Annotated in this window: 23 protein-coding genes; 13 read left to right on the top strand and 10 right to left on the bottom strand. The window is 64.4% G+C overall.

Annotated elements, in window-relative coordinates:
* The first annotated feature begins 11 nt into the window (after positions 1-11).
* The 10 genes from fdx (at position 12) to der (ending at position 8,861) form a co-directional block, all read left to right on the top strand.
* Entirely contained in the window at positions 12-350 is a 339-nt protein-coding gene (gene fdx / locus LQ956_RS09650) for an ISC system 2Fe-2S type ferredoxin (protein ID WP_238621197.1), read from the top strand.
* A 15-nt stretch (positions 351-365) separates the two neighbouring features.
* Complete coding sequence (gene iscX, locus LQ956_RS09645; protein ID WP_238621241.1) at positions 366-563, top strand: Fe-S cluster assembly protein IscX; 198 nt, start codon at positions 366-368, stop codon at positions 561-563.
* Positions 564-734: 171 nt separating this feature from the next.
* On the top strand, positions 735-1,166 hold the full coding sequence (gene ndk, locus LQ956_RS09640) for a nucleoside-diphosphate kinase (RefSeq protein WP_238621196.1): 432 nt from the start codon (positions 735-737) through the stop codon (positions 1,164-1,166).
* A gap of 94 nt (positions 1,167-1,260) precedes the next feature.
* Positions 1,261-2,382, top strand: coding sequence for a dual-specificity RNA methyltransferase RlmN (gene rlmN, locus LQ956_RS09635; RefSeq protein WP_238621195.1), 1,122 nt, complete (start codon positions 1,261-1,263; stop codon positions 2,380-2,382).
* On the top strand, positions 2,379-3,146 hold the full coding sequence (gene pilW / locus LQ956_RS09630; protein WP_238621194.1) for a type IV pilus biogenesis/stability protein PilW: 768 nt from the start codon (positions 2,379-2,381) through the stop codon (positions 3,144-3,146). Before rlmN ends, pilW begins: the two co-directional genes overlap by 4 nt.
* 28 nt (positions 3,147-3,174) lie before the next feature.
* Positions 3,175-4,110 (top strand): helix-turn-helix domain-containing protein, encoded by a 936-nt coding sequence (locus LQ956_RS09625; RefSeq protein ID WP_238629893.1) that lies wholly within the window; start codon positions 3,175-3,177, stop codon positions 4,108-4,110.
* A 46-nt stretch (positions 4,111-4,156) separates the two neighbouring features.
* Entirely contained in the window at positions 4,157-5,452 is a 1,296-nt protein-coding gene (gene hisS, locus LQ956_RS09620) for a histidine--tRNA ligase (RefSeq protein WP_347402042.1), read from the top strand.
* Between the two features lie 29 nt (positions 5,453-5,481).
* The gene (locus LQ956_RS09615) at positions 5,482-6,117 is read left to right on the top strand and encodes a YfgM family protein (RefSeq protein ID WP_238621193.1); all 636 of its coding nucleotides are present in this window, start codon (positions 5,482-5,484) and stop codon (positions 6,115-6,117) included.
* Positions 6,117-7,268, top strand: a complete 1,152-nt coding sequence (gene bamB / locus LQ956_RS09610) for an outer membrane protein assembly factor BamB (protein WP_430733415.1) — start codon at positions 6,117-6,119, stop codon at positions 7,266-7,268. Before LQ956_RS09615 ends, bamB begins: the two co-directional genes overlap by 1 nt.
* Positions 7,269-7,460: 192 nt before the next feature.
* Positions 7,461-8,861 (top strand): ribosome biogenesis GTPase Der, encoded by a 1,401-nt coding sequence (gene der / locus LQ956_RS09605; RefSeq protein ID WP_238621191.1) that lies wholly within the window; start codon positions 7,461-7,463, stop codon positions 8,859-8,861.
* A gap of 12 nt (positions 8,862-8,873) precedes the next feature.
* Here der and LQ956_RS09600 read toward each other — a convergent pair whose 3' ends face one another.
* The 3 genes from LQ956_RS09600 to LQ956_RS09590 form a co-directional block, all read right to left on the bottom strand.
* Entirely contained in the window at positions 8,874-9,029 is a 156-nt protein-coding gene (locus LQ956_RS09600; protein ID WP_238621190.1) for a hypothetical protein, read from the bottom strand.
* 29 nt (positions 9,030-9,058) lie between these two features.
* Positions 9,059-10,117 carry a CAF17-like 4Fe-4S cluster assembly/insertion protein YgfZ gene (ygfZ, locus tag LQ956_RS09595; protein WP_238629892.1) on the bottom strand — a complete coding sequence of 353 codons (1,059 nt, stop codon included), beginning with the start codon at positions 10,115-10,117 and terminating at the stop codon, positions 9,059-9,061.
* A 185-nt stretch (positions 10,118-10,302) separates the two neighbouring features.
* Positions 10,303-11,013 carry a Z-ring associated ZapG family protein gene (locus LQ956_RS09590; RefSeq protein WP_238629891.1) on the bottom strand — a complete coding sequence of 237 codons (711 nt, stop codon included), beginning with the start codon at positions 11,011-11,013 and terminating at the stop codon, positions 10,303-10,305.
* A gap of 374 nt (positions 11,014-11,387) precedes the next feature.
* Here LQ956_RS09590 and LQ956_RS09585 point away from each other — a divergent pair, with 374 nt between their 5' ends.
* Complete coding sequence (locus LQ956_RS09585) at positions 11,388-11,849, top strand: protein YgfX (protein WP_347402222.1); 462 nt, start codon at positions 11,388-11,390, stop codon at positions 11,847-11,849.
* Here LQ956_RS09585 and LQ956_RS09580 read toward each other — a convergent pair whose 3' ends face one another.
* From LQ956_RS09580 to asd, 7 genes are all read right to left on the bottom strand, one after another.
* On the bottom strand, positions 11,850-12,101 hold the full coding sequence (locus LQ956_RS09580) for an FAD assembly factor SdhE (protein ID WP_238621186.1): 252 nt from the start codon (positions 12,099-12,101) through the stop codon (positions 11,850-11,852). It abuts the gene before it with no gap.
* Positions 12,102-12,236: 135 nt separating this feature from the next.
* Positions 12,237-13,013, bottom strand: a complete 777-nt coding sequence (locus LQ956_RS09575; protein ID WP_238629889.1) for a succinate dehydrogenase iron-sulfur subunit — start codon at positions 13,011-13,013, stop codon at positions 12,237-12,239.
* 27 nt (positions 13,014-13,040) lie between these two features.
* Positions 13,041-14,831, bottom strand: a complete 1,791-nt coding sequence (gene sdhA / locus LQ956_RS09570; protein WP_238623019.1) for a succinate dehydrogenase flavoprotein subunit — start codon at positions 14,829-14,831, stop codon at positions 13,041-13,043.
* Positions 14,832-14,834: 3 nt separating this feature from the next.
* The gene (sdhD, locus tag LQ956_RS09565) at positions 14,835-15,215 is read right to left on the bottom strand and encodes a succinate dehydrogenase, hydrophobic membrane anchor protein (protein WP_238623018.1); all 381 of its coding nucleotides are present in this window, start codon (positions 15,213-15,215) and stop codon (positions 14,835-14,837) included.
* Between the two features lie 13 nt (positions 15,216-15,228).
* Entirely contained in the window at positions 15,229-15,606 is a 378-nt protein-coding gene (sdhC, locus tag LQ956_RS09560) for a succinate dehydrogenase, cytochrome b556 subunit (RefSeq protein ID WP_238623017.1), read from the bottom strand.
* A 170-nt stretch (positions 15,607-15,776) separates the two neighbouring features.
* Positions 15,777-15,953 (bottom strand): DUF1674 domain-containing protein, encoded by a 177-nt coding sequence (locus LQ956_RS09555; RefSeq protein ID WP_238629888.1) that lies wholly within the window; start codon positions 15,951-15,953, stop codon positions 15,777-15,779.
* Positions 15,954-16,129: 176 nt separating this feature from the next.
* A complete protein-coding gene (gene asd / locus LQ956_RS09550; RefSeq protein WP_238623015.1) occupies positions 16,130-16,996 on the bottom strand; it encodes an archaetidylserine decarboxylase in 867 nt (288 codons plus the stop codon).
* A 42-nt stretch (positions 16,997-17,038) separates the two neighbouring features.
* Between asd and prmB the strand changes: the two genes are divergently transcribed.
* Positions 17,039-17,944 carry a 50S ribosomal protein L3 N(5)-glutamine methyltransferase gene (prmB, locus tag LQ956_RS09545; RefSeq protein WP_238629887.1) on the top strand — a complete coding sequence of 302 codons (906 nt, stop codon included), beginning with the start codon at positions 17,039-17,041 and terminating at the stop codon, positions 17,942-17,944.
* Positions 17,945-18,082: 138 nt separating this feature from the next.
* On the top strand, positions 18,083-19,471 hold the full coding sequence (hemN, locus tag LQ956_RS09540) for an oxygen-independent coproporphyrinogen III oxidase (RefSeq protein WP_238623013.1): 1,389 nt from the start codon (positions 18,083-18,085) through the stop codon (positions 19,469-19,471).
* Positions 19,472-19,473: the final 2 nt, after the last annotated feature.

Here is a 19,473-nt window from a genome sequence, read left to right as displayed (position 1 = left end):
TGAACGACCACATGCCGCAAATCATCTTTCTACCCCACGAGGAGATCTGCCCCGAGGGGTCTGCCATCGAGGTGGAGTCCGGGACCACTATCTGCGACGCCGCCCTGGCCAACGGCATCGAGATCGAGCATGCCTGCGAAAAGTCCTGTGCCTGCACCACCTGCCATGTCTATGTGCGGGAGGGGCTGGACAGCCTCAATGAGGCCACTGAGGACGAGGAAGACCTGCTGGACCGGGCCTGGGGCCTGGAGCCGGACTCACGACTCTCCTGCCAGGCCCGGGTGGGGGACCAGGATCTGGTGGTGGAGATCCCTCGTTACACCATCAATCAGGTATCCGAACATCACTAGGAGTCTGCCATGCGCTTGAAATGGACCGACAGTCTGGAGATCGCTCTGTCCCTGCAGGAGGCCCATCCGGACGTGAATCCGGCGCAGGTGAATTTCGTCGACCTGCGCCACTGGATCATGGCTCTGCCGGAGTTCGACGACGATCCGGATCGCTGCGGGGAGCGTATCCTGGAGGCCGTGCAACTGGCCTGGATGGAGGAGTACGACGGCTGATTGAACGCGGGCTTTCCAGGACCGCCTTCGGTGTCGGGTCATTGTCTGCCACCCGCCCCGCAAGGTAACATTCCCCCTCTGCGTCGCGATGCAACCTTCTTCCCCTGACGCAGGCCACGACGACCTGCGTCGCAATCTTGCACTTCATATCCCATATCGGAGTTTCATTCCATGGCTGTTGAACGCACCATTTCCATCATCAAGCCCGATGCTGTCGCCAAAAACGTGATCGGTGAGATCTACAGCCGCTTCGAGAAGGGCGGCCTGCGCATCGTTGCCGCACGCATGATGCAGCTCAGCCGTGAGCAGGCGGAAGGCTTCTATGCGGTGCACAAGGCGCGTCCCTTCTTCAACGACCTGGTGAGCTTCATGATCAGCGGTCCGGTGATGGTGCAGGTCCTGGAAGGCGAGGACGCCGTTGCCAAAAACCGGGAACTGATGGGTGCCACCAATCCCAAGGACGCCGCCCCCGGCACCATTCGCGCCGATTTCGCCGACAGCATTGACGAGAACGCCGTGCATGGTTCCGATGGCGCCGACACCGCCGCCCAGGAAATCGCCTTCTTCTTCAAGCCCGAAGAACTCTGCCCGCGCATCCGCTGACAGACGGCTTCATGCCGAACCGGGGGCGGGTCCGCCCGCCCCCGGCAGGGGCTTGCCCCACATGCTTTTCCGGCCACCGCCGGTGGATAGATCCATGAGTGAAAGTACCAAGACCAATCTGATGGGCATGACGCGAGAGGAACTGGCCGGGTTCTTCGTCGCTCACGGCGAAAAGCCCTTCCGTGCCGTTCAGGTGCTCAAGTGGATCCACCAGCGCGGCATCACCGATTTTGCGGCCATGACGGACCTGACCAAGGGGCTGCGGATCTGGCTGTCCGAACATGCCGAGGTCAGTGCCCCCGAGATCGTCATGACCCAGGCCGCTCGCGACGGCACCCACAAGTGGCTGTTGCGCCTGGATGACGGCAACTGCATCGAGACCGTCTTCATCCCCGAGGAAGGCCGCGGTACCCTGTGCGTGTCCTCTCAGGTGGGCTGCGCCCTGGACTGCACCTTCTGTTCCACCGCCCGTCAGGGTTTCAACCGTAATCTGACCGCCGCCGAGATCATCGGCCAGCTTCATGCCGCCCGTCGCCATTTGCAGCCGGAAGAGGGCCAGAGCCGGGTGGTGAGCAATGTGGTGCTCATGGGTATGGGTGAACCCCTGCTCAACTTCGAACCTGTGGTGGCGGCCATGTCCCTGATGCTGGAGGACAACGCCTACGGGCTGAGCAAGCGCCGTGTCACTATCAGCACCGCAGGGGTGGTGCCGGCCCTGGATCGTTTGCGCGAGACCGGCCTGCAGGTGGCCCTGGCCTTGAGTCTGCATGCCCCCAACGATCCCCTGCGTGACCAGCTGGTGCCCCTGAATCGCAAGTATCCCATCGCCGAGGTGCTGGCGGCCTGTCGCCGCTATGTGGGCAAGGGTGGCCATCACAGTCGGGTCACGGTGGAGTACGTCCTGCTCGACGGAGTCAACGATAGTCAGGCCCAGGCCCGTGAACTGGCCGTCCTGTTGCAGGATGTGCCCTGCAAGATCAATCTGATCCCCTTCAACCCCTTCCCGGAGAGCCGTTACCGGCGCTCCACCGGGGCCGCCATCGACAAGTTCCGGGACATCCTGGTGCAGGCCGGTTACACCACCATCACGCGCCGTCCCCGGGGTGACGACATCGATGCCGCCTGCGGTCAGCTGGTGGGGCGGGTGGAAGACCGGAGCCGCCGTGAGCTGCGTTTTGCCAGGCTGGAAAACTCGCCGGGAGCCGCGCCGCCATGAGGCCGACCCTGGTCCTGCCCGGCCTGATACTTTGTCTGGCCCTGATCCTGACCGGCTGCGCCGTCACGCCTCAGGTTCAGGAACGCGAACAGCGTGCCGCCCAGGTGAATGTGGAACTGGGGCTGCACTACATGCGCAACAATCAACTGGAACAGGCCAAGGGCAATCTGGAGCGTGCCCTCTCCCAGGACCCGAGTTCCGCCCAGGTCCATGCCGCCTATGCCTTGCTGCAGGAACGGCTGCGTGATCCCCGGCTGGCGGATCGCCACTTCCAGCGGGCCATGGAACTGGACTCGAGCAACGCCCCGGTGCAGAACAACTACGGGACCTTCCTGTGCCGCCAGGATCGCCTTGATGAGGCCGACCGAGCGTTTCGCGCCGCGGCGGACAATCCCCTCTATTCCAGTCCGGAGGTGGCCTGGACCAACGCGGGTATCTGCGTCTTGAAGAAGCCGGATGAAGACCAGGCGGAGCGGTATTTTCGTCGGGCCCTGGAAACCAACCCGCGCCACATCCCTGCCTTGTATGAGATGATGCGTATCACCTTCGAGAACGAGCGTTATCTCCAGACCCGCGCCTATCTGCAGCGCCTGACGGAACAGATGCCCCATACCCCGGAGACCCTCTGGATCTGCTATCGGGCTGAATTGGAATTGGGCAACCGGGATGCCTCCGGGGTCTGCGCCCTGCGCTTGAAGAACGATTTCCCGGACTCAGAACAGACCACACGATTGCTGGAAACCGAATCCCGTGGCAGAAGATAGAATGCAACAAGACGACTGGGACACACCCATGGCTGCAGCGCCTTCGCCGGGCGCGTTGCTGCAGGCCGCCCGCGAGCAGGCCCGCATGACGCAAGAGGATCTGGCGGCGCGTCTGCATCTGCCTCTGCGAACCCTGGAGGCACTGGAAGAGGACCGTTTCGAACAGCTGCCCGAGCCTCCCTATGTGCGGGGTTATCTGCGCAGTTGTGCCAAGGTCCTGGAGGTGGATGCCGAGCCCATGATCAGTGCCCTGGAACAGGCCACCGGCGCGCTGCGGGAACGGCTCGATATCGCGCCTTCGGCCGCATCGACCGGCGGCAAGGTTACGGGGCGCCCAGCACCCGTTGACAAGGCCGTATCCACTGCAGGCTCGGGTCCCTGGATGATCATCATGGGAGTGATCCTGCTGGCGGCACTGATCATCGGCCTGTTCCTGTTCACCAGTGGTCTGTTCCACGATCGGACGGAACCGGTGGCCGGTGGTGAAGAAGCCGCACAGGCACGCCCCGAGCCTTCAGTTGCCACCCTTTCCGCCCGGGTCGTGCCGGCCCCTGAGGCCCCGGAGGCCGCCCCGGAGTCTCAGCCCATCGAGCCCGTCATTCCCGCCCCGGCAATCCCGGAGCAGCCCCTGTCGCTGCCGGCTACCGAGACGCCGCCCGCACCGCCGACCGAGGCCATTCCGGCGCCCGCCGCCACCGAGTCGCCACCGCCGGCCGGGCGGGGTCGGCTGGTGCTGCGGTTTGAAGAAGACTCCTGGGTGGAGATCACCGATGCCGGGGGCGGGCGCCTCCTGGTGGGGTTGATGCGTAAGGGCTCCGAACGTCGCATTGAGGGCGCCACGCCCATCCGCGTCTTCATGGGTAATGCCCCCGGGGTGCGTCTGACCTTCAATGGTCAGACCGTGGACATGTCCGGCGATACCCGGGCCGATAATACCGCCCGTTTCACCGTGGGGCGGCGCTGACAGCCGCCGCCCGCCGTTCCGACCGTTTGACACAGATCCGAGATTGATGAGCAGGCAGATTAGATCCATCCGGGGGATGCATGACATCCTGCCCGAGCACACAGGCGCCTGGCAGTGGCTGGAATCCAGCATCCGGGATATCTTGAGCGGTTACGGCTATCGTGAGATCCGTCTCCCCATTGTGGAAAGCACGGACCTGTTCGCCCGTTCCATCGGTGAGGTGACGGACATCGTCTCCAAAGAGATGTACACCTTCGAGGATCGTAACGGTGACAGCCTGACCCTGCGTCCGGAGGGGACGGCGGGCTGTGTCCGCGCCGGGGTTGAGCATGGCCTGCTGCACAACCAGCAGCAGCGTCTCTGGTACATGGGGCCGATGTTCCGTCACGAGCGCCCCCAGAAGGGGCGCTATCGTCAGTTTCACCAGATCGGGGTCGAGGCCTTCGGCATGGAAGGCCCGGACATTGATGCCGAGCTGATTCTCATGACCGCACGCATGTGGCAGCGTCTGGGACTTCGGCAGGTGCGTCTGGAGCTGAACAGCCTGGGTTCCGCCGAGGCCCGCGCCGCCTATCGCGAGCATCTGGTGGCATATTTCCAGGCCCATCACGAGCAGTTGGACGATGAGTCCCGCCAGCGGCTGCACAGCAACCCGCTGCGCATTTTGGACAGCAAGAATCCGGATTTGCGAACACTGATCCAGGCCGCTCCCAGTTTGTTGGATCATCTGGACGAGACCTCGAAACTGCATTTCGAGGCCCTGCAGGCCATTCTCACCCGGGCCGGGGTCGAATTCACCATCAATCCCCGCCTGGTTCGTGGTCTGGATTACTATGGCCGCACCGTGTTCGAGTGGATTACCGATGCCCTGGGTGCCCAAGGTACGATCTGTGCCGGGGGCCGCTATGACGGCCTGGTGGAGCAATTGGGTGGTCGGGCCACGCCGGCGGCCGGTTTTGCCATGGGAGTGGAACGCCTGCTCAGCCTGCTGGAAGACGATGGGGGCCTGCCCGAGACCGTGTCGCCCCAGGCCTATCTGGTGTTGGCTGGTGAGGGTACGATGACGGCGGGCATGGCCCTGGCGGAGACGTTGCGTTCAGCTATCCCGCAGCTCCGGCTGATGGTCAATTGCGGTGGTGGCGGCTTCAAGGCCCAGATCAAGCGTGCCGATCGCAGCGGTGCGACCGTGGCCCTGATCCTGGGTGAATCGGAGCTGGCTGCCGGACAGGTCGCCGTCAAGCCGCTGCGTGACCCGGAACGTCCCCAGGAAACGGTGTCCATGGCTGACTTGGGTGAACGTCTCCCTGAGCTGCTGGGGCTATCGGCTCCCATCGATTTCTGAATCCGAATCACACTTAAGGAGAACGATCCATGTCCTACGCGACCGACGAGGAACGCGTCGAGGCCATCAAGCGCTGGTGGAAGGAGAACGGTACCGCCGTGATCCTGGGACTGGTGGTGGGTCTTGGCGGTATCGTGGGCTGGCGCCTGTGGACGGGGCATGTGGATTCCCGTGCCGTGGAGGCCTCGGAGATCTATATGGCCATGGTGTCCGCTGCCCGTCAGGGCGGTGAGATCGCCCACAACCACGGCACGACCCTGATGGAAGGTTATCGCAAGACCCCCTATGCCGCCTTGGCGGCCCTGGAGCTGGCCCGGCTGGCCGTGGAGCGGGATGATCTGGTCCAGGCCGAGGGACGTCTGCGCTGGGCCATGGAACATGCCCGCACCCCGGAAACGGCCCAAGTGGCCAGGACCCGTCTGGCCCGCGTGCTGATTGCCGACGACCGGGCCCAGGATGCCCTGAAACTGCTGGAGGATCCGGTGCCCGAGGGCTTCATGGCGGTGGTGGAAGAGTTGCGGGGGGATGCCTACCATGCCCTGAATGATCAGGCCCGTGCCCGTGCCGCCTATGACCGTGCCATGCTGATCTCCGGCGGACTCTCCGACTATCTGCAGATGAAGCGCGACGCACTCAACGTGCCCGCCCAAGTGGGTGATTCATGATGCAGCGACTGCTGGCCTTGTTACTGGTCACCGCCCTGCTTGGCGGCTGTGGTCTGTGGAGCCGGGACACGGCGGAACCGCCTGCGCCGCTGCCCCGGATCGAGGCGGAAGTGTCGCCGAACGTGTTGTGGAGCCGCAATACCGGCTCGGGCGCGGGCAAGTCCTATCTCCAGCTCTCTCCCTATCTGGGGCGGGATCACATCATCGTCGCCGATGCCGATGGACGGGTTTCCGCCTGGAATCCGGAGGATGGGACCAACCTGTGGCGGACGAACCTGCGGGTGCCGGTGACCGGCGGTGTCAATGGCGGCACCGAGGCGGTGGTGCTGGGCACCGGCCGTGGAGAGGCCATCGCCCTGAGCCCGACGGATGGTCAGGTACTATGGCGTCGGATGCTCTCCAGTGAGGTCATGGCCGTGTCTTCGGTGGAGCAGGGCCTGGTGGTTGTGCGCACCAATGACGGCCGTCTCCATGCCCTCGATGTCCTCACCGGCGAGCCGCGCTGGCTGGCGGGGCGCAGCACACCCGCCCTGAGTCTGCGGGGCGCGGGTACCCCTTTGATGATCTCCGGGCGGGTCCTGTCCGGGTTTGACAATGGTCGCCTGGCGGTCTTTGGTCTGGCCCGAGGCAACGTGATCTGGGAAACGGCGCTGGCCGTTCCCAGCGGCCGTTCCGAACTGGAGCGCATGGCCGATGTGGATGGTGAGCTGGCCCTGGCCGGTGGCGTCGTCTACGGCGCGGCCTATCAGGGCCGGGTGGCTGCCTTCGGCGTGGCCGATGGCCGTACCCTCTGGCAACGGGACCTGTCCTCCTATCGCGGCGTGACGGTGGCGGGCGATTTGTTGCTGCTGACCGATGCCTTTGGCCATGTCTGGGCGCTGGACCGTCGCAACGGCGCTACTCTCTGGCAGCAGGACTTGCTGCGGCTGCGGGGGGTGACCCTGCCGGTGGCAGTGGACGATCACGTGGTGGTGGGGGACTACGAGGGCTATCTGCACTGGCTTGCCCCCGAGGACGGCACCCTGGTGGGCCGTGTCCGTACCGACCGTAACGGGATCATGGGGGTGCCTCTGGTGCGAGCCGGGGTCGTCTATGCCCTGGGGCGAGGCGGGAATCTGAGCGCCGTCACCCTGCGTTCCCGGGAAGACTAGACACCCTTTCGTCGCCAGGGTCGGCCCCCGCAACCTCGTTCTTTGCGGAGGCGGCCCGCGGCCGCAAATGGCCGCCTTTTTCGGATCAACCCAGGGGCAATCGCCCCTGATTCGGGGTAGAATGCACCATCCCGCCGGTACCGGCATCCCTCCCGCATCACCACGCAGTCTTCAGATCATCGGAATGCCCCAATGAAGCCCGTCATTGCCCTGGTAGGGCGCCCCAATGTGGGCAAGTCCACGCTGTTCAATCAGCTCACCCGTTCCCGCGATGCCCTGGTGGCGGACCTGCCCGGACTCACCCGTGACCGTCAGTACGGCACCGGCCGCGTCGGTGGCTACGGTTACATGGTGGTGGACACGGGGGGGCTGAGCGGCGAGAACGAGACTCTGGATGAACTGATGGCCCAGCAGACCCGCCAGGCCATCCGTGAGGCGGATCTGGTGATGTTCATGGTGGACGGTCGTGCCGGTCTGTGCCCCGCCGACGAGACCATCGCCCAGGAACTGAGGGGTTTCAACAAGCCGATCGTCCTGGTGGTGAACAAGACCGACGGGGTGGACCCGCAGGCGGTCACCGTCGAGTTCCACCGCCTGGGCCTGGGCGACCCCCGTTCCATTGCCGCTTCCCATGGTCGTGGTATCCAGGCTCTGATGGCCTCGGTCCGATCCCTGCTGCCCGAAGCCATGGATGACGAGGACGAGGGTGAGCGCTGGCCGGGCATCCGCATTGCCTTTGTGGGGCGCCCCAACGCGGGTAAGTCTACCCTGATCAACCGGATCCTGGGCGAGGAACGGATGGTGGCCACGGATATACCCGGCACCACCCGTGACAGTGTCTTCGTCCCCTTTGAACGGGATGGTCAGGTGTATACCCTGATCGATACCGCCGGTGTGCGTCGCCGCGCCAGGGTGAAGGAGGCGGTGGAGAAGTTCAGCGTGGTGAAGACCATCCAGGCCATCGATGCCGCCCACGTGGTGATCTTCCTGCTGGATGCCCGGGAAGGCATCGCCGAGCAGGATGCCCACTTGCTGGGCATGGTGATGGAGGCGGGACGGGCGCTGGTGGTGGCCATCAACAAGTGGGATGGCCTGACCCCGGATCAGCGCGAACGGGTGCGGACCGATCTGCTGCTCAAGCTACCGTTCCTGGATTTTGCCGAGCGACGGTTCATTTCCGCCCTCCACGGTACCGGGGTCGGAGACCTGTTCGGGGCCGTGCAGCGGGCCCATGAGTCCGCCTTCCGGGACATGGGCACCAGCGTTCTGACCCGGCTGCTGGAAAGCGCCGTGGTGGCGCACCAGCCTCCCTTGGTGCGGGGACGGCGCATCAAACTGCGCTATGCCCACCAGGGGGGCCGCAATCCTCCGCTGATCATCATTCACGGCAATCAGACCGAAGAACTGCCGGGGGCCTACAAGCGTTATCTCACCAACCACTTCCGTGAGCATCTGCAATTGGTGGGCACCCCCATCCGCCTGGAATTCAAGAGCGGTGCGAACCCCTACGAGGGCAAGCGCAACACGCTGACGCCCCGTCAGATCCACAAGCGCAAGCGCCTGATGCGGCACACCAAGAAAAAGGGGCGCTGAGGGCCGGGCCGGTCAGACGAATCTCAGATAGCCGGCCACGAACAGCACCCCCATGATCCCGGCCGTGATGTACAGGGTGTTGGAGAGCTTCTTGTAGTGGGGGCGGCTATAGAAGGCCGCCCATAGCATCAGCAGGATCAGGACGAACAGGAAGAACAGAAAACGCACGGTATGGCTCCCGAAAAGCGATCAGTCCATCAGGAGGCTGCCGCCGGGTCAAGGACATAGGGCAGGACCTCCATCCGGGCCGGGGCACCATCCGGCCCCTCCAGGCGAGGTTCTCCGGCTTCCGCGCTGGCGATCTGCATCACCGCCAGGGCGGACACGCCCCCATCGGGATGGTGTTGGGCATCAACGATGATGCCGGCGGGCTGATCGGATGGCTGTGTTGCGTCAAAGAGGGTGTCTCCCGGCCGCGGCAGCGTCTCCACGGGGAGATGAATCAGATACATGCGGCGTTTGAGCTTGCCCAGATACTGCATCCGTGCCACCACTTCCTGCCCGGGATAGCAGCCCTTCTTGAAACTGACCCCGCCCAGCAGCTGCAGGTTGGTCATCTGCGGCACGAAGGCTTCGGCGGTGGCCGGATAGAGGGTGGGCACCCCCGCCAGGATATCCATCAGGGCCCACTGCGCGGCGCCTACCGGGGCGCAATGGACATTGAGGGCCTGCCACAGCCGTTGCATGGATTCCAGGTCGCCGTACAGCTCGAAGCGGGGATGATGGCCGGGGGTGCGGATGACGGTGATGCCCTCATGCCGGATGCCGGCATCGACCTCGGCAGGTATGTCTTTGCCCAGGGCATCCTTGAGCAGCGTCTCGGCATGGGGGCCGGACAGCCCTATGGGAATGAAAGCGCCGCCGGCGTCTTCCAGGGTGAGCTTGGCGCGCAGTACATACATGGACAGGCGCTTGAGTACCGCTTCCACCTGTTCCCTGGGCAGGCGCAGGTAAAGGGCATCAGCGCGGCTGAAAAGACGGAAGGTGCAGACCATGCGCCCCTTGGCGGTACACCAGGCGCCCAGGCGGCCGCGCTCGGCATTGACCTCGCCCACATCACAGGTGAACTGGCCCTGCAGGAAGGCGGCGGCTTCTTCGCCGTGGGCGCTGATCAGCCCCTGGTGAGACAGGTCGCAGATGACATCGCCGGTCACGGCCACGCTGCGTTCGCGCTCCGGGTTGCCGAAATGGGATACCCGGTCGTTGTCCATCTCCGCACCTGCATCGAGCAGGAACGCTTTCCACTCGGGCTTCATGGTTTTTCTAGCCTCCGGCACTTGTCTCGACATCCGATCGTCATCTTAGAACAAAGTTCGCTGCAGGGGGAGGAAGCCGGCCGGGTCGGCCCATAAACACACATCCCGGCGCGTGGCCGGGATGTGTGTGCGGGGATTGCTGTTCCCTGCAGGGCAAACTCAGTTGCCCCTGACGCACGACGTCATTACTTCTTGGCGGCTTCCAGGTCCTTGGCAGCCAGACGGATGCGGTCGGGCTGGTCGGGGGCCTTGACGGAAGTGGCACCAGGGATGGTCTTGGCGGCCTGAGCAGTCTGGGCAGCCTTGGGCTTCGTGTCGCGCTTCAGTGCCGTGGCGCCGCGGGGATCAGGACGGTTCTGCTGAGGCGCGGCAGCAGCGGCAGGCTTCTGCGGGGCTGCAGGCTTTTGCGGAGCCGGAGCGGCTTTGGGAGCCGGGGCAGGCGCAGCGGCCTTGGGTGCAGCGGCGGCCTTGGGGGCTTCAGGCTTGGCAGCAGCAGGCTTGGCAGCAGCAGGCTTGGCAGCAGGTGCAGCGGCCTGAGCCGGCTTGGCCGCGGCCGGGATGGCACGTCTCTGCTCTTCCTTGGACAGCTCCAGCAGCGCGGAGGCGCGGCGGGGCAGGAAGCGGTTCGAGGGGCCGTCACCCAGACGGTCATAGCTGTCTACCAGGTGCTCATAGAGTTCGCGGTAGGAGTGGGCCATGCCCGTGAACAGAGTGGCGGTCTTTTCGAAGTGACGGTTGACCTGCGCACGGTAGTTGTTGATCTTGCGCTGCTGGTTATCCAGTTCCTTTTCCAGGTCCCGGACCCGACCGGCATCCCCCTGCTGCCGACCAAACCAGAAGCCCAGCAAGCCCGCCCCCACAAAACCGAGGACCGTGAGCATGCTGTCCCCAACCATCAAGAACTCCCGCATATTCGCGGCTATTTCTGTCGATGACATACCTATCTCCTGCAAGTTTGCCGCCGTTGGCCCCCGCGACCATACGGGTCTCCGTGGCGGCGGTTAGCCCGCGGCGTCTTGGCGACCACCGCATGTTGGTTACTCCAGTGAGTCGAAAATCCTGTTGATGCTATCCGGCCCGAACATTATGCACAATAACTGCAAGGTATGCTGCTATGGGTTCGGGATTAAGTGTTTGTTTTCCCATCTTAATAGTCGGTTATAGCCTTTGCATTCGGCCACTGTCCCGACTGATTGTCTTTGATGCTGAATGATGAGTTTGGATGCCTAAGGATGACAGGGATTTTTTACAAGGAGCGTTGACCGTGGTCATGGTGACGAGCAGTCGTGGGCATTTTGTGCCCTTGAAGTCTTCCGGGCGGGTCCTGGGCGGTCTGTTTCTGGTCCATGCGGCCGCCGTGGCATCCGTCTGGGGCAGTGGCCTACCGCTATGGATGCAGGTGCCGGCCGCCTTGGGCGGTCTGTGCAGTTTTGCGTTGATGGTGTGTCGGGTGGGGGTGGGGTCTTTTCCCGGACAGTGGCAGGCCCTGGGTTGGGGGGCTGATGGGGGGTGGTGGCTGGCATCCCGGGACGGCGGACGGCTGATGGTGCGGGTCCTGCCCGGCTCGGTGGTGTTGCCGGGGCTGATCCTGCTGTCGCTACGGGACGAAACGGGGCGCCGTCACCGTCTGCTGTTGGCCGGGGATTCGGTGGCGGGAGGGGATTTGCGGCCGTTGCGTCTGTGCTTGCGTCGGGCGGTCAGGGACAGGCGGACGGCGGAGCCTGGGCCGTGATCAGAAAGCTGCGAGGAAGTGGCGCCTGACCCGATCGATCATCGCCGCCAGCTCGGTCTTTTCCACCGACTCACCATAGAGGAGCCAGCGCTGGAGGTCATCATCTTCCTGTTTGAGGACCTGCTCGAAGGTCTGCAGTTCTCCGGCATCCAGGTCTTCCCCGTAGGCGAGCAGGAACCCCTCCAGCATGAGATCCAGTTCCTTGGTGCCGCGTCGGCAGTGCCAGCGCAGTCGGGCGATATCACTCATCATTCAGGACTCAAGGACAGACAGGGAAGACGCCCGTGGGCGCCGACCTGCCGGTGACCATCGGTGCAGCAAGCCCCGATCCATGCATCATGGTGGTGGTCGGGGCTGCTGCTGCGAAAGGGACGCTGCCGACGGGCTTTAGCGCCGGACCACCATCAGCTTCTTGATCTCCGCAATCGCCTTGGCCGGATTCAGGCCCTTGGGGCAGGTGCGGGTGCAGTTCATGATGGTGTGGCAGCGATACAGCTTGAACGGGTCCTCCAGGGCATCCAGGCGCTCACCGGTGACCTCGTCACGGCTGTCCACAATCCAGCGATAAGCTTGCAGCAGGATGGCCGGACCCAGGTAGCGGTCACCGTTCCACCAGTAGCTGGGGCAGCTGGTGGAGCAGCAGGCGCAGAGGATGCACTCGTACAGACCGTCCAGCCGGGCGCGCTCTTCCTTGGACTGCAGTCGCTCGGAATCCGGCGGCGGTGGGGTCTGGGTCTGGATCCAGGGCTTGATGGATGCATACTGGGCATAGAAGTGGGTCATTTCCGGAATCAGGTCCTTGACCACCTTCATGTGCGGCAGCGGGTAGATGTTCACATCCCCCTTGATCTCGTCAATGGCCTTGGTGCACGCCAGGGTGTTGGTGCCGTCGATGTTCATGGCGCAGGACCCGCAGATCCCCTCCCGGCAGGAGCGCCGGAAGGAAAGGGTGGAGTCCATCTCGTCCTTGATCTTGATGACGGCGTCCAGCACCATCGGCCCGCAGGTGTCCAGGTCCACCTCGTAGGTGTCGATGCGCGGGTTCTCACCGCTGTCCGGGTCCCAGCGATAGATATTGAAGCGCTTGACGTTGGTGGCACCCTCGGCCTTGAAGGTCTTGCCCTTCTTGATCCGGGAATTGATTGGCAATACAAACTGGGCCATGGTCTTGCGTTCTCCTGAATCTGCGGCTCAGTAGACCCGTGCCTTGGGCGGCACGACTTCCACGTCATCGCTGAGGGTGTACATGTGCACCGGGCGGTAGTCGAGCTTGACCTTGCCCTGTGCGTCGACCCAGGACAGGGTGTGCTTCATCCAGGTCTCATCGTCGCGATCCGGGAAGTCCTCGCGGGCGTGGGCGCCGCGGCTTTCCTGACGGTTCACCGCCGAGCGGATGGTGGCCACGGCACTGCCCAGCAGGTTTTCCAGTTCCAGGGTTTCCACCAGATCCGAGTTCCAGACCAGGGAACGATCACTGACCCGCACGTCACCGAAGGACTGGAAGACCTCGTCCATGCGCTCGCAGCCCTTCTGCAGGGTTTCGCCGGTACGGAACACGGCGGCATAGCGCTGCATGCATTCCTGCATGTCGCCGCGGATGGACGCGGTGGAGCGGCTGCCGTCGGCGTAGCGCAGACGGTCCAGACGCTCCAGGGCGGCGTCGCTGGCGCCGGCCGGCAGGTCGGGCACGGAGGCGCCGATGTCCTTGACGATCTCGGCGGCGCGGATGGCGGCGGAACGGCCGAACACCACCAGGTCCAGCAGGGAGTTGGAACCCAGACGGTTGGCGCCGTGCACGGAGACGCAGGCCGCCTCGCCGATGGCCATCAGGCCCGGCACGATGTGATCCGGATTGCCGTCCTTGAGGGTGACCACCTCGCCCCGGTAGTTGGTGGGGACACCGCCCATGTTGTAGTGCACGGTGGGCAGCACCGGGATGGGCTCTTTGGTGACGTCCACGCCGGCGAAGATCTTGGCGGTCTCGGCGATCCCCGGCAGGCGTTCGTTGATCACCTCCGGACCCAGGTGCTCCAGATGCAGGTGAATGTGATCCTGCTTCGGACCCACGCCGCGACCTTCGTTGATCTCTATGGTCATGGAGCGGGAGACCACGTCACGGGAGGCCAGGTCCTTGGCGTTGGGGGCATAGCGTTCCATGAAGCGCTCACCCTTGGAGTTGGTCAGGTAGCCGCCTTCGCCGCGCACTCCTTCGGTAATCAGACAGCCGGCGCCGTAGATGCCGGTGGGATGGAACTGGACGAACTCCATGTCCTGCAGGGGTAGGCCGGCGCGCAGCGCCATGCCCATGCCGTCGCCGGTACAGGTGTGGGCGGAGGTGCAGGAGAAGTAGCTGCGGCCGTAGCCGCCGGTGGCCAGCACCACCAGGTGGGCGCGGAAGCGGTGCAGGGTGCCGTCCACCAGGTTCAGGGCCATTACGCCGCGGCAGGCCTCGCCGTCCATGATCAGGTCGGTGGCGAAGTATTCGATGAAGAATTCCGCCTGATGCTTGAGGGCCTGCTGGTACAGGGTGTGCAGGATGGCGTGGCCGGTACGGTCGGCGGCGGCGCAGGTGCGCTGGGCGCGGCCTTCGCCGAAACGGGTGGTCATGCCGCCGAAGGGGCGCTGGTAGATCTTGCCGTCCTCGGTACGGGAGAAGGGCACGCCGTAGTGTTCCAGCTCGATGATGGCGGGAACGGCCTCGCGGCACATGTATTCGATGGCATCCTGGTCGCCGAGCCAGTCGGAGCCCTTGACGGTGTCGTACATGTGCCAGCGCCAGTCATCTTCGCCCATGTTGCCCAGTGCCGCGGAGATGCCGCCCTGGGCGGCCACGGTGTGGCTGCGGGTGGGGAAGACCTTGGTTACGCAGGCGGTCTTGAGACCTTTTTCCGCCATGCCGAAGGTGGCTCTCAGGCCGGCGCCACCGGCGCCCACCACCACCACGTCATAGGCATGGTCGACAATCTTGTAGTCGCCCTTCATCAATCAGCTCCCGAAAGCAATGCGCAAAATGGCGACGATCCCGATGATCGCCAGCAGCCACGTGAGAAACGTCATGGCAATGAGCACCGTGAATTTCTTGCCTTCACTGTGCACGTAATCTTCGATAACGGTCTGCAGGCCCATCCGGATGTGATGAAACATCACCCCGACGCCGAGGATCAGCAGGACCGTGTTCAGGGGCTTGGCGGCCCAGGCCAGGGTGGCCTCGTAGCCCGTGCCGGCCAGGGTGGCCAGGCTGAAGATCAGCCACAGCATCAGCGGTACCAGGGCGATGGAGGACAGACGCATCACCCACCAGTGGTGGGTGCCGTCCTTGGCGGAACCGAGGCCGTGGGCCCGGCCGAGTGGTGTACGAAGGCTCATGTCGATATCCCCGTCAGATCACGATGACCCAGAAGATCAGGGTCAGAAGGAGTGTGGTGGCCAGGGCGATCCAGCCGGTGACATAGACGCCCTTGATGGTCAGTGCGACACCCGCGTCCCAGACGAGATGGCGAATGCCGGCACACAGGTGATAGAACAGCGCCAGGGTGACGGGGGCCAGGATCGCGATTCCGATCCAGCCATGCAGCAGGGCCTCGGCGCGGGCGAAGGCCTCGGGGCCAGCGGCCAGGGCGGCCAGCCAGTAGACCAGGATCAGACTGGCGATGCTCAGGATCACGCCGGTGATCCGATGCAGGATCGAGAGTACCGAGGTCATCTGCGGCCGATAGACCTGCAGATGGGGTGACAGCGGCCGGTTGTCGTTTGGCATGGCTTGGAAGGCTCCGCTTGAAGAGTCCGCAGTGTGCGGGTGTTGACGGTCTGCTACCCCGAAACCCTTGCACGCCATGGCGTTCCGGGCCGGGGAAGGTCGTTCTGTCATGCGATATGCAAGGGCGGCGGCTGCCAGTGTGCTGCCCGGCAGGCCGAGGTGGCCGGCTGTCAGAAGTCGGTGCAACGCCCGCGCTGTTCCCAGTCGCCGTAGCGGGTGGGTTCCGGACCCTGGTAGCCGCCGATCTCCCGCGCCGGCCGGGGCGTGGCGGACGGAGGGGGCAGTGAATCGCCCGCCTTCGACGCCTGCTCATCATCAGGCGTCGATGTGTGATCTTTCTCGCTCATGGGTATTCTCATTATTCGCCGCGATAGGGGCGTCCGGGTGCTTGCTGCGTCCGGCGACATGAACTGAAGACCCCGGCCGCGCGCCCCGTGATTTGGCTGCCGCACATGACGCGGCGCATCAAATCAGAGTATAAATAGCAGTTCTGCGCGGGGCTCGCAAGGTCGGGGGCGCCACCTCAGCGCCGGGCCAGGGCCTGACCCATGCGGACCGCCTGGCCCGGTGCCAGGTCCGGCAGCCAGCCGGAAACCTGTTCGGGGAGCAGCAGGATGACGGTGGAGCCCAGATTGAAGCGCCCCATCTCTTCGCCTCGCGCCAGGGTCGGCGGGTCGTCCCGGTGGTCCCATCGGCGCGGTGTCCGGGGGTTGCGCGGGGTGATTTCACCGGCCCAGACCGTCTCGATGGAGGCCACGTTGATGGCGCCTACCAGCACCATGGCCATGGGGCCGAAATCCGTCTCGAACAGGCAGGCCAGACGTTCGTTGCGGGCAAACAGGCCGGGCACGGTCTTGACCGTGAAGGGCGCCACCGAGAACAGGCGGCCGGGCACATACACCGATTCCCGCAGAGACCCGTTCCAGGGCATGTGGATGCGGTGATAGTCGCGGGGGGAGAGGTAGAGGGTGATGAAGTGTCCGTCGGCAAAGGGTGCCGCCAGGTCTGCGTCCCCGCCCAGCAGGGCAGCGGCCGAGTAGGCGTGTCCCTTGGCCTGGATCAGCTGCCCGTCGCGAATGCGGCCGAGCTGACTGATGCGGCTGTCCGCCGGGCTGACCAGGGCGTCCGGGGAGGGGGCCAGCGGCCGGGCGTCGGGCTTCAGGGCGCGGGTGAACAGGTCGTTGAAGCTGGCATAGCGGCTCGGATCCGATTCGACGGCCTCGGACATGTCCAGGCCGTAACGGCGAATGAACCACCGTGCCACCGGGTCCTTGTGCCGGGTTTCCCAGCGCGACAGCCGGTAAACCAGCCGCGAGATCCCGTGATGGGGCAGCAGATACAGGGGCAGGGCCTTGAGCCAGTCCTGCCAGTTGGCCACTTGATCGTTCATCGGCGTATTATTCCACACCCTGAACCGCACTGGCTGATTTCCATGACCGATTCCACCGCTACCGACGGGCTGCTGACCGTCCGTGACTTCATTCGCTACGGCATGAGTCGTTTCACCGCCGCGGGCCTGAGTTTCGGCCATGGCACCGACAATGCCCTGGATGAAGCCGCCTGGCTGGTGCTCCACACCCTGCACATGCCCCATGACATGACCGGTCCCTGGCTGGAATGCCGCCTCACCCGGGACGAACGGGAGCGGGTGACGGCACTGCTGGAGCAGCGGGTGCAGACCCGCAAGCCCGCCGCCTACCTGACCGGTCAGGCCTGGTTCATGGGGCTGGAATTCTTCGTCGACGAGCGGGTGCTGGTGCCCCGTTCCCCCCTGGCGGAACTGATCCAGCAGGGGTTTGCGCCCTGGATCGAAGCCGGTGAGGTGCGCCGGGTGCTGGATCTGTGTACCGGCAGCGGCTGCATCGGCATTGCCTGCGCCCATGTGTTCGATGAGGCTCGGGTGGACGTGAGTGACATCTCCCCGGACGCCCTGGCGGTGGCCCGGGAGAATATCCGTCGTCACGGGCTGGAGGGGCGGGTGGAGGCGGTGCAGTCCGACCTCTTCAAAGGGCTGGGCGGGCGGCGCTATGACATTATCGTCAGCAATCCCCCCTACGTGGACGCCCGGGACATGGCGACCCTGACCCCGGAATTTCACCATGAACCGGCGCTGGGGCTGGCCTCGGGTCCGGACGGTCTGGATGCGACCCTGGAGATCCTGCGGGACGCGGCGGATCATCTCAACCCCGGCGGCATTCTGGTGGTGGAGGTGGGCAACAGCGCCCCGGCCCTGGAGGCGCGTCTGCCCGACGCGCCCTTCACCTGGCTGGAATTCGAATCGGGCGGGGAGGGGGTCTTCCTGCTGACCGCCGAGCAGCTGCAGGCCCTGGACATCTAGGGGCTCCGGCCCGGAAAGCCACACCGGGATGACCTCCGACTTGGCGCAAGTCACCAAAATACCCCAATACGTTCGGCACATCCGCCCTGAGCGGTTACAATAGACAGTTACATTCCTAGACCGGGTACCAATGCCGTCATGAGCTTGTCGCAGACCATCGATTTCGATCTGGACCTGATCAACCGTTACAATACGGCGGGTCCCCGTTACACCTCCTATCCCACCGCCGTACAGTTCCACGAAGGTCTGGATGCCGATCGCTATGCGGAGATCGCCCGGGGCACCAACGCCAGCGGCCGGCCCCTGTCCCTGTATTTCCACATCCCCTTCTGCGACACGGTCTGCTTCTACTGTGCCTGCAACAAGGTGGTGACCAAGGATCGCGCCAAGGCCCGTCCCTACCTGGACCGTCTCTACAAGGAAATGGCCCTGCAGGGCGAGTTGTTCGATCGCAGCCGCCCGGTGACCCAGCTGCACTGGGGCGGTGGCACCCCCACCTTCATCTCCCATGACGAGATGATCGAGCTGATGGACAAGACCCGCGAACACTTCAGGCTGCTGGATGACGACACCGGCGAGTATTCCATCGAGATCGACCCCCGTGAGGTGCATGACGACACCCTCGCCCTGCTGCGCAAGCTGGGTTTCAACCGCATCAGCCTCGGGGTGCAGGACTTTGACGAGACCGTGCAGAAGGCCGTTAACCGGGTTCAGACCGAAGCCCAGGTGATGAGTGTGCTGGACGAGGCCCGCCGCCTGGGCTTCCGCTCCACCAGCGTGGACCTGATCTACGGCCTGCCGCACCAGACCCCGGATACCTTCGGCAACACCGTGCGCAAGATCATCGAGGTGAACCCGGCCCGGATATCCGTATTCAATTACGCCCACCTGCCGGATCGCTTCAAGCCCCAGCGTCGCATCGACGAGGATGCCCTGCCCAATCCTGCGGACAAGCTCACCATCCTGCAGCAGACCATCCAGCAGCTCACCGAGGCCGGCTACGTCTACATCGGCATGGACCACTTCGCACGTCCCGACGACGAGCTGGCCGTGGCCCAGCGTGACCACACCCTGTACCGCAACTTCCAGGGCTATTCCACCCACTCCAACTGTGACCTGATCGGCCTGGGTTCCACCAGCGTGGGCGTGGTGGGCAACAGCTACAGCCAGAACCACCACGACCTGGAGAAGTATTACCAGTGCCTGGATGAAAACCGCTTGGCGGTGTTCCGGGGCGTGGAGTTGGATGCGGACGACCTGCTGCGCCGGGACGTCATCACCCGTCTGATCTGCCACTTCGAGCTGGCTTTTGCCGACGTGGAGCGCGCCCACGATATCGTTTTCGGTGACTATTTCGACCAGGAACTAGAAGGGCTCAAGCCCATGGAGGCCGATGGCCTGCTCAAGGTCACCGACAACGCCATCACCGTGCAGCCCGCCGGCCGCCTGCTGATCCGCAACATCTGCATGGTGTTTGACCGTTACCTGCGCCAGGCCACCGAACAGCGCTATTCCAAGGTGATCTGAAC

The sequence above is a fragment of the Ectothiorhodospira lacustris genome, from assembly GCF_022227845.1.
Classification (GTDB): Bacteria; Pseudomonadota; Gammaproteobacteria; order Ectothiorhodospirales; family Ectothiorhodospiraceae; genus Ectothiorhodospira; species Ectothiorhodospira lacustris.
The sequence above is the reverse complement of the archived record's forward strand: the minus strand, read 5'-3'. Positions and strand labels throughout refer to the sequence as shown.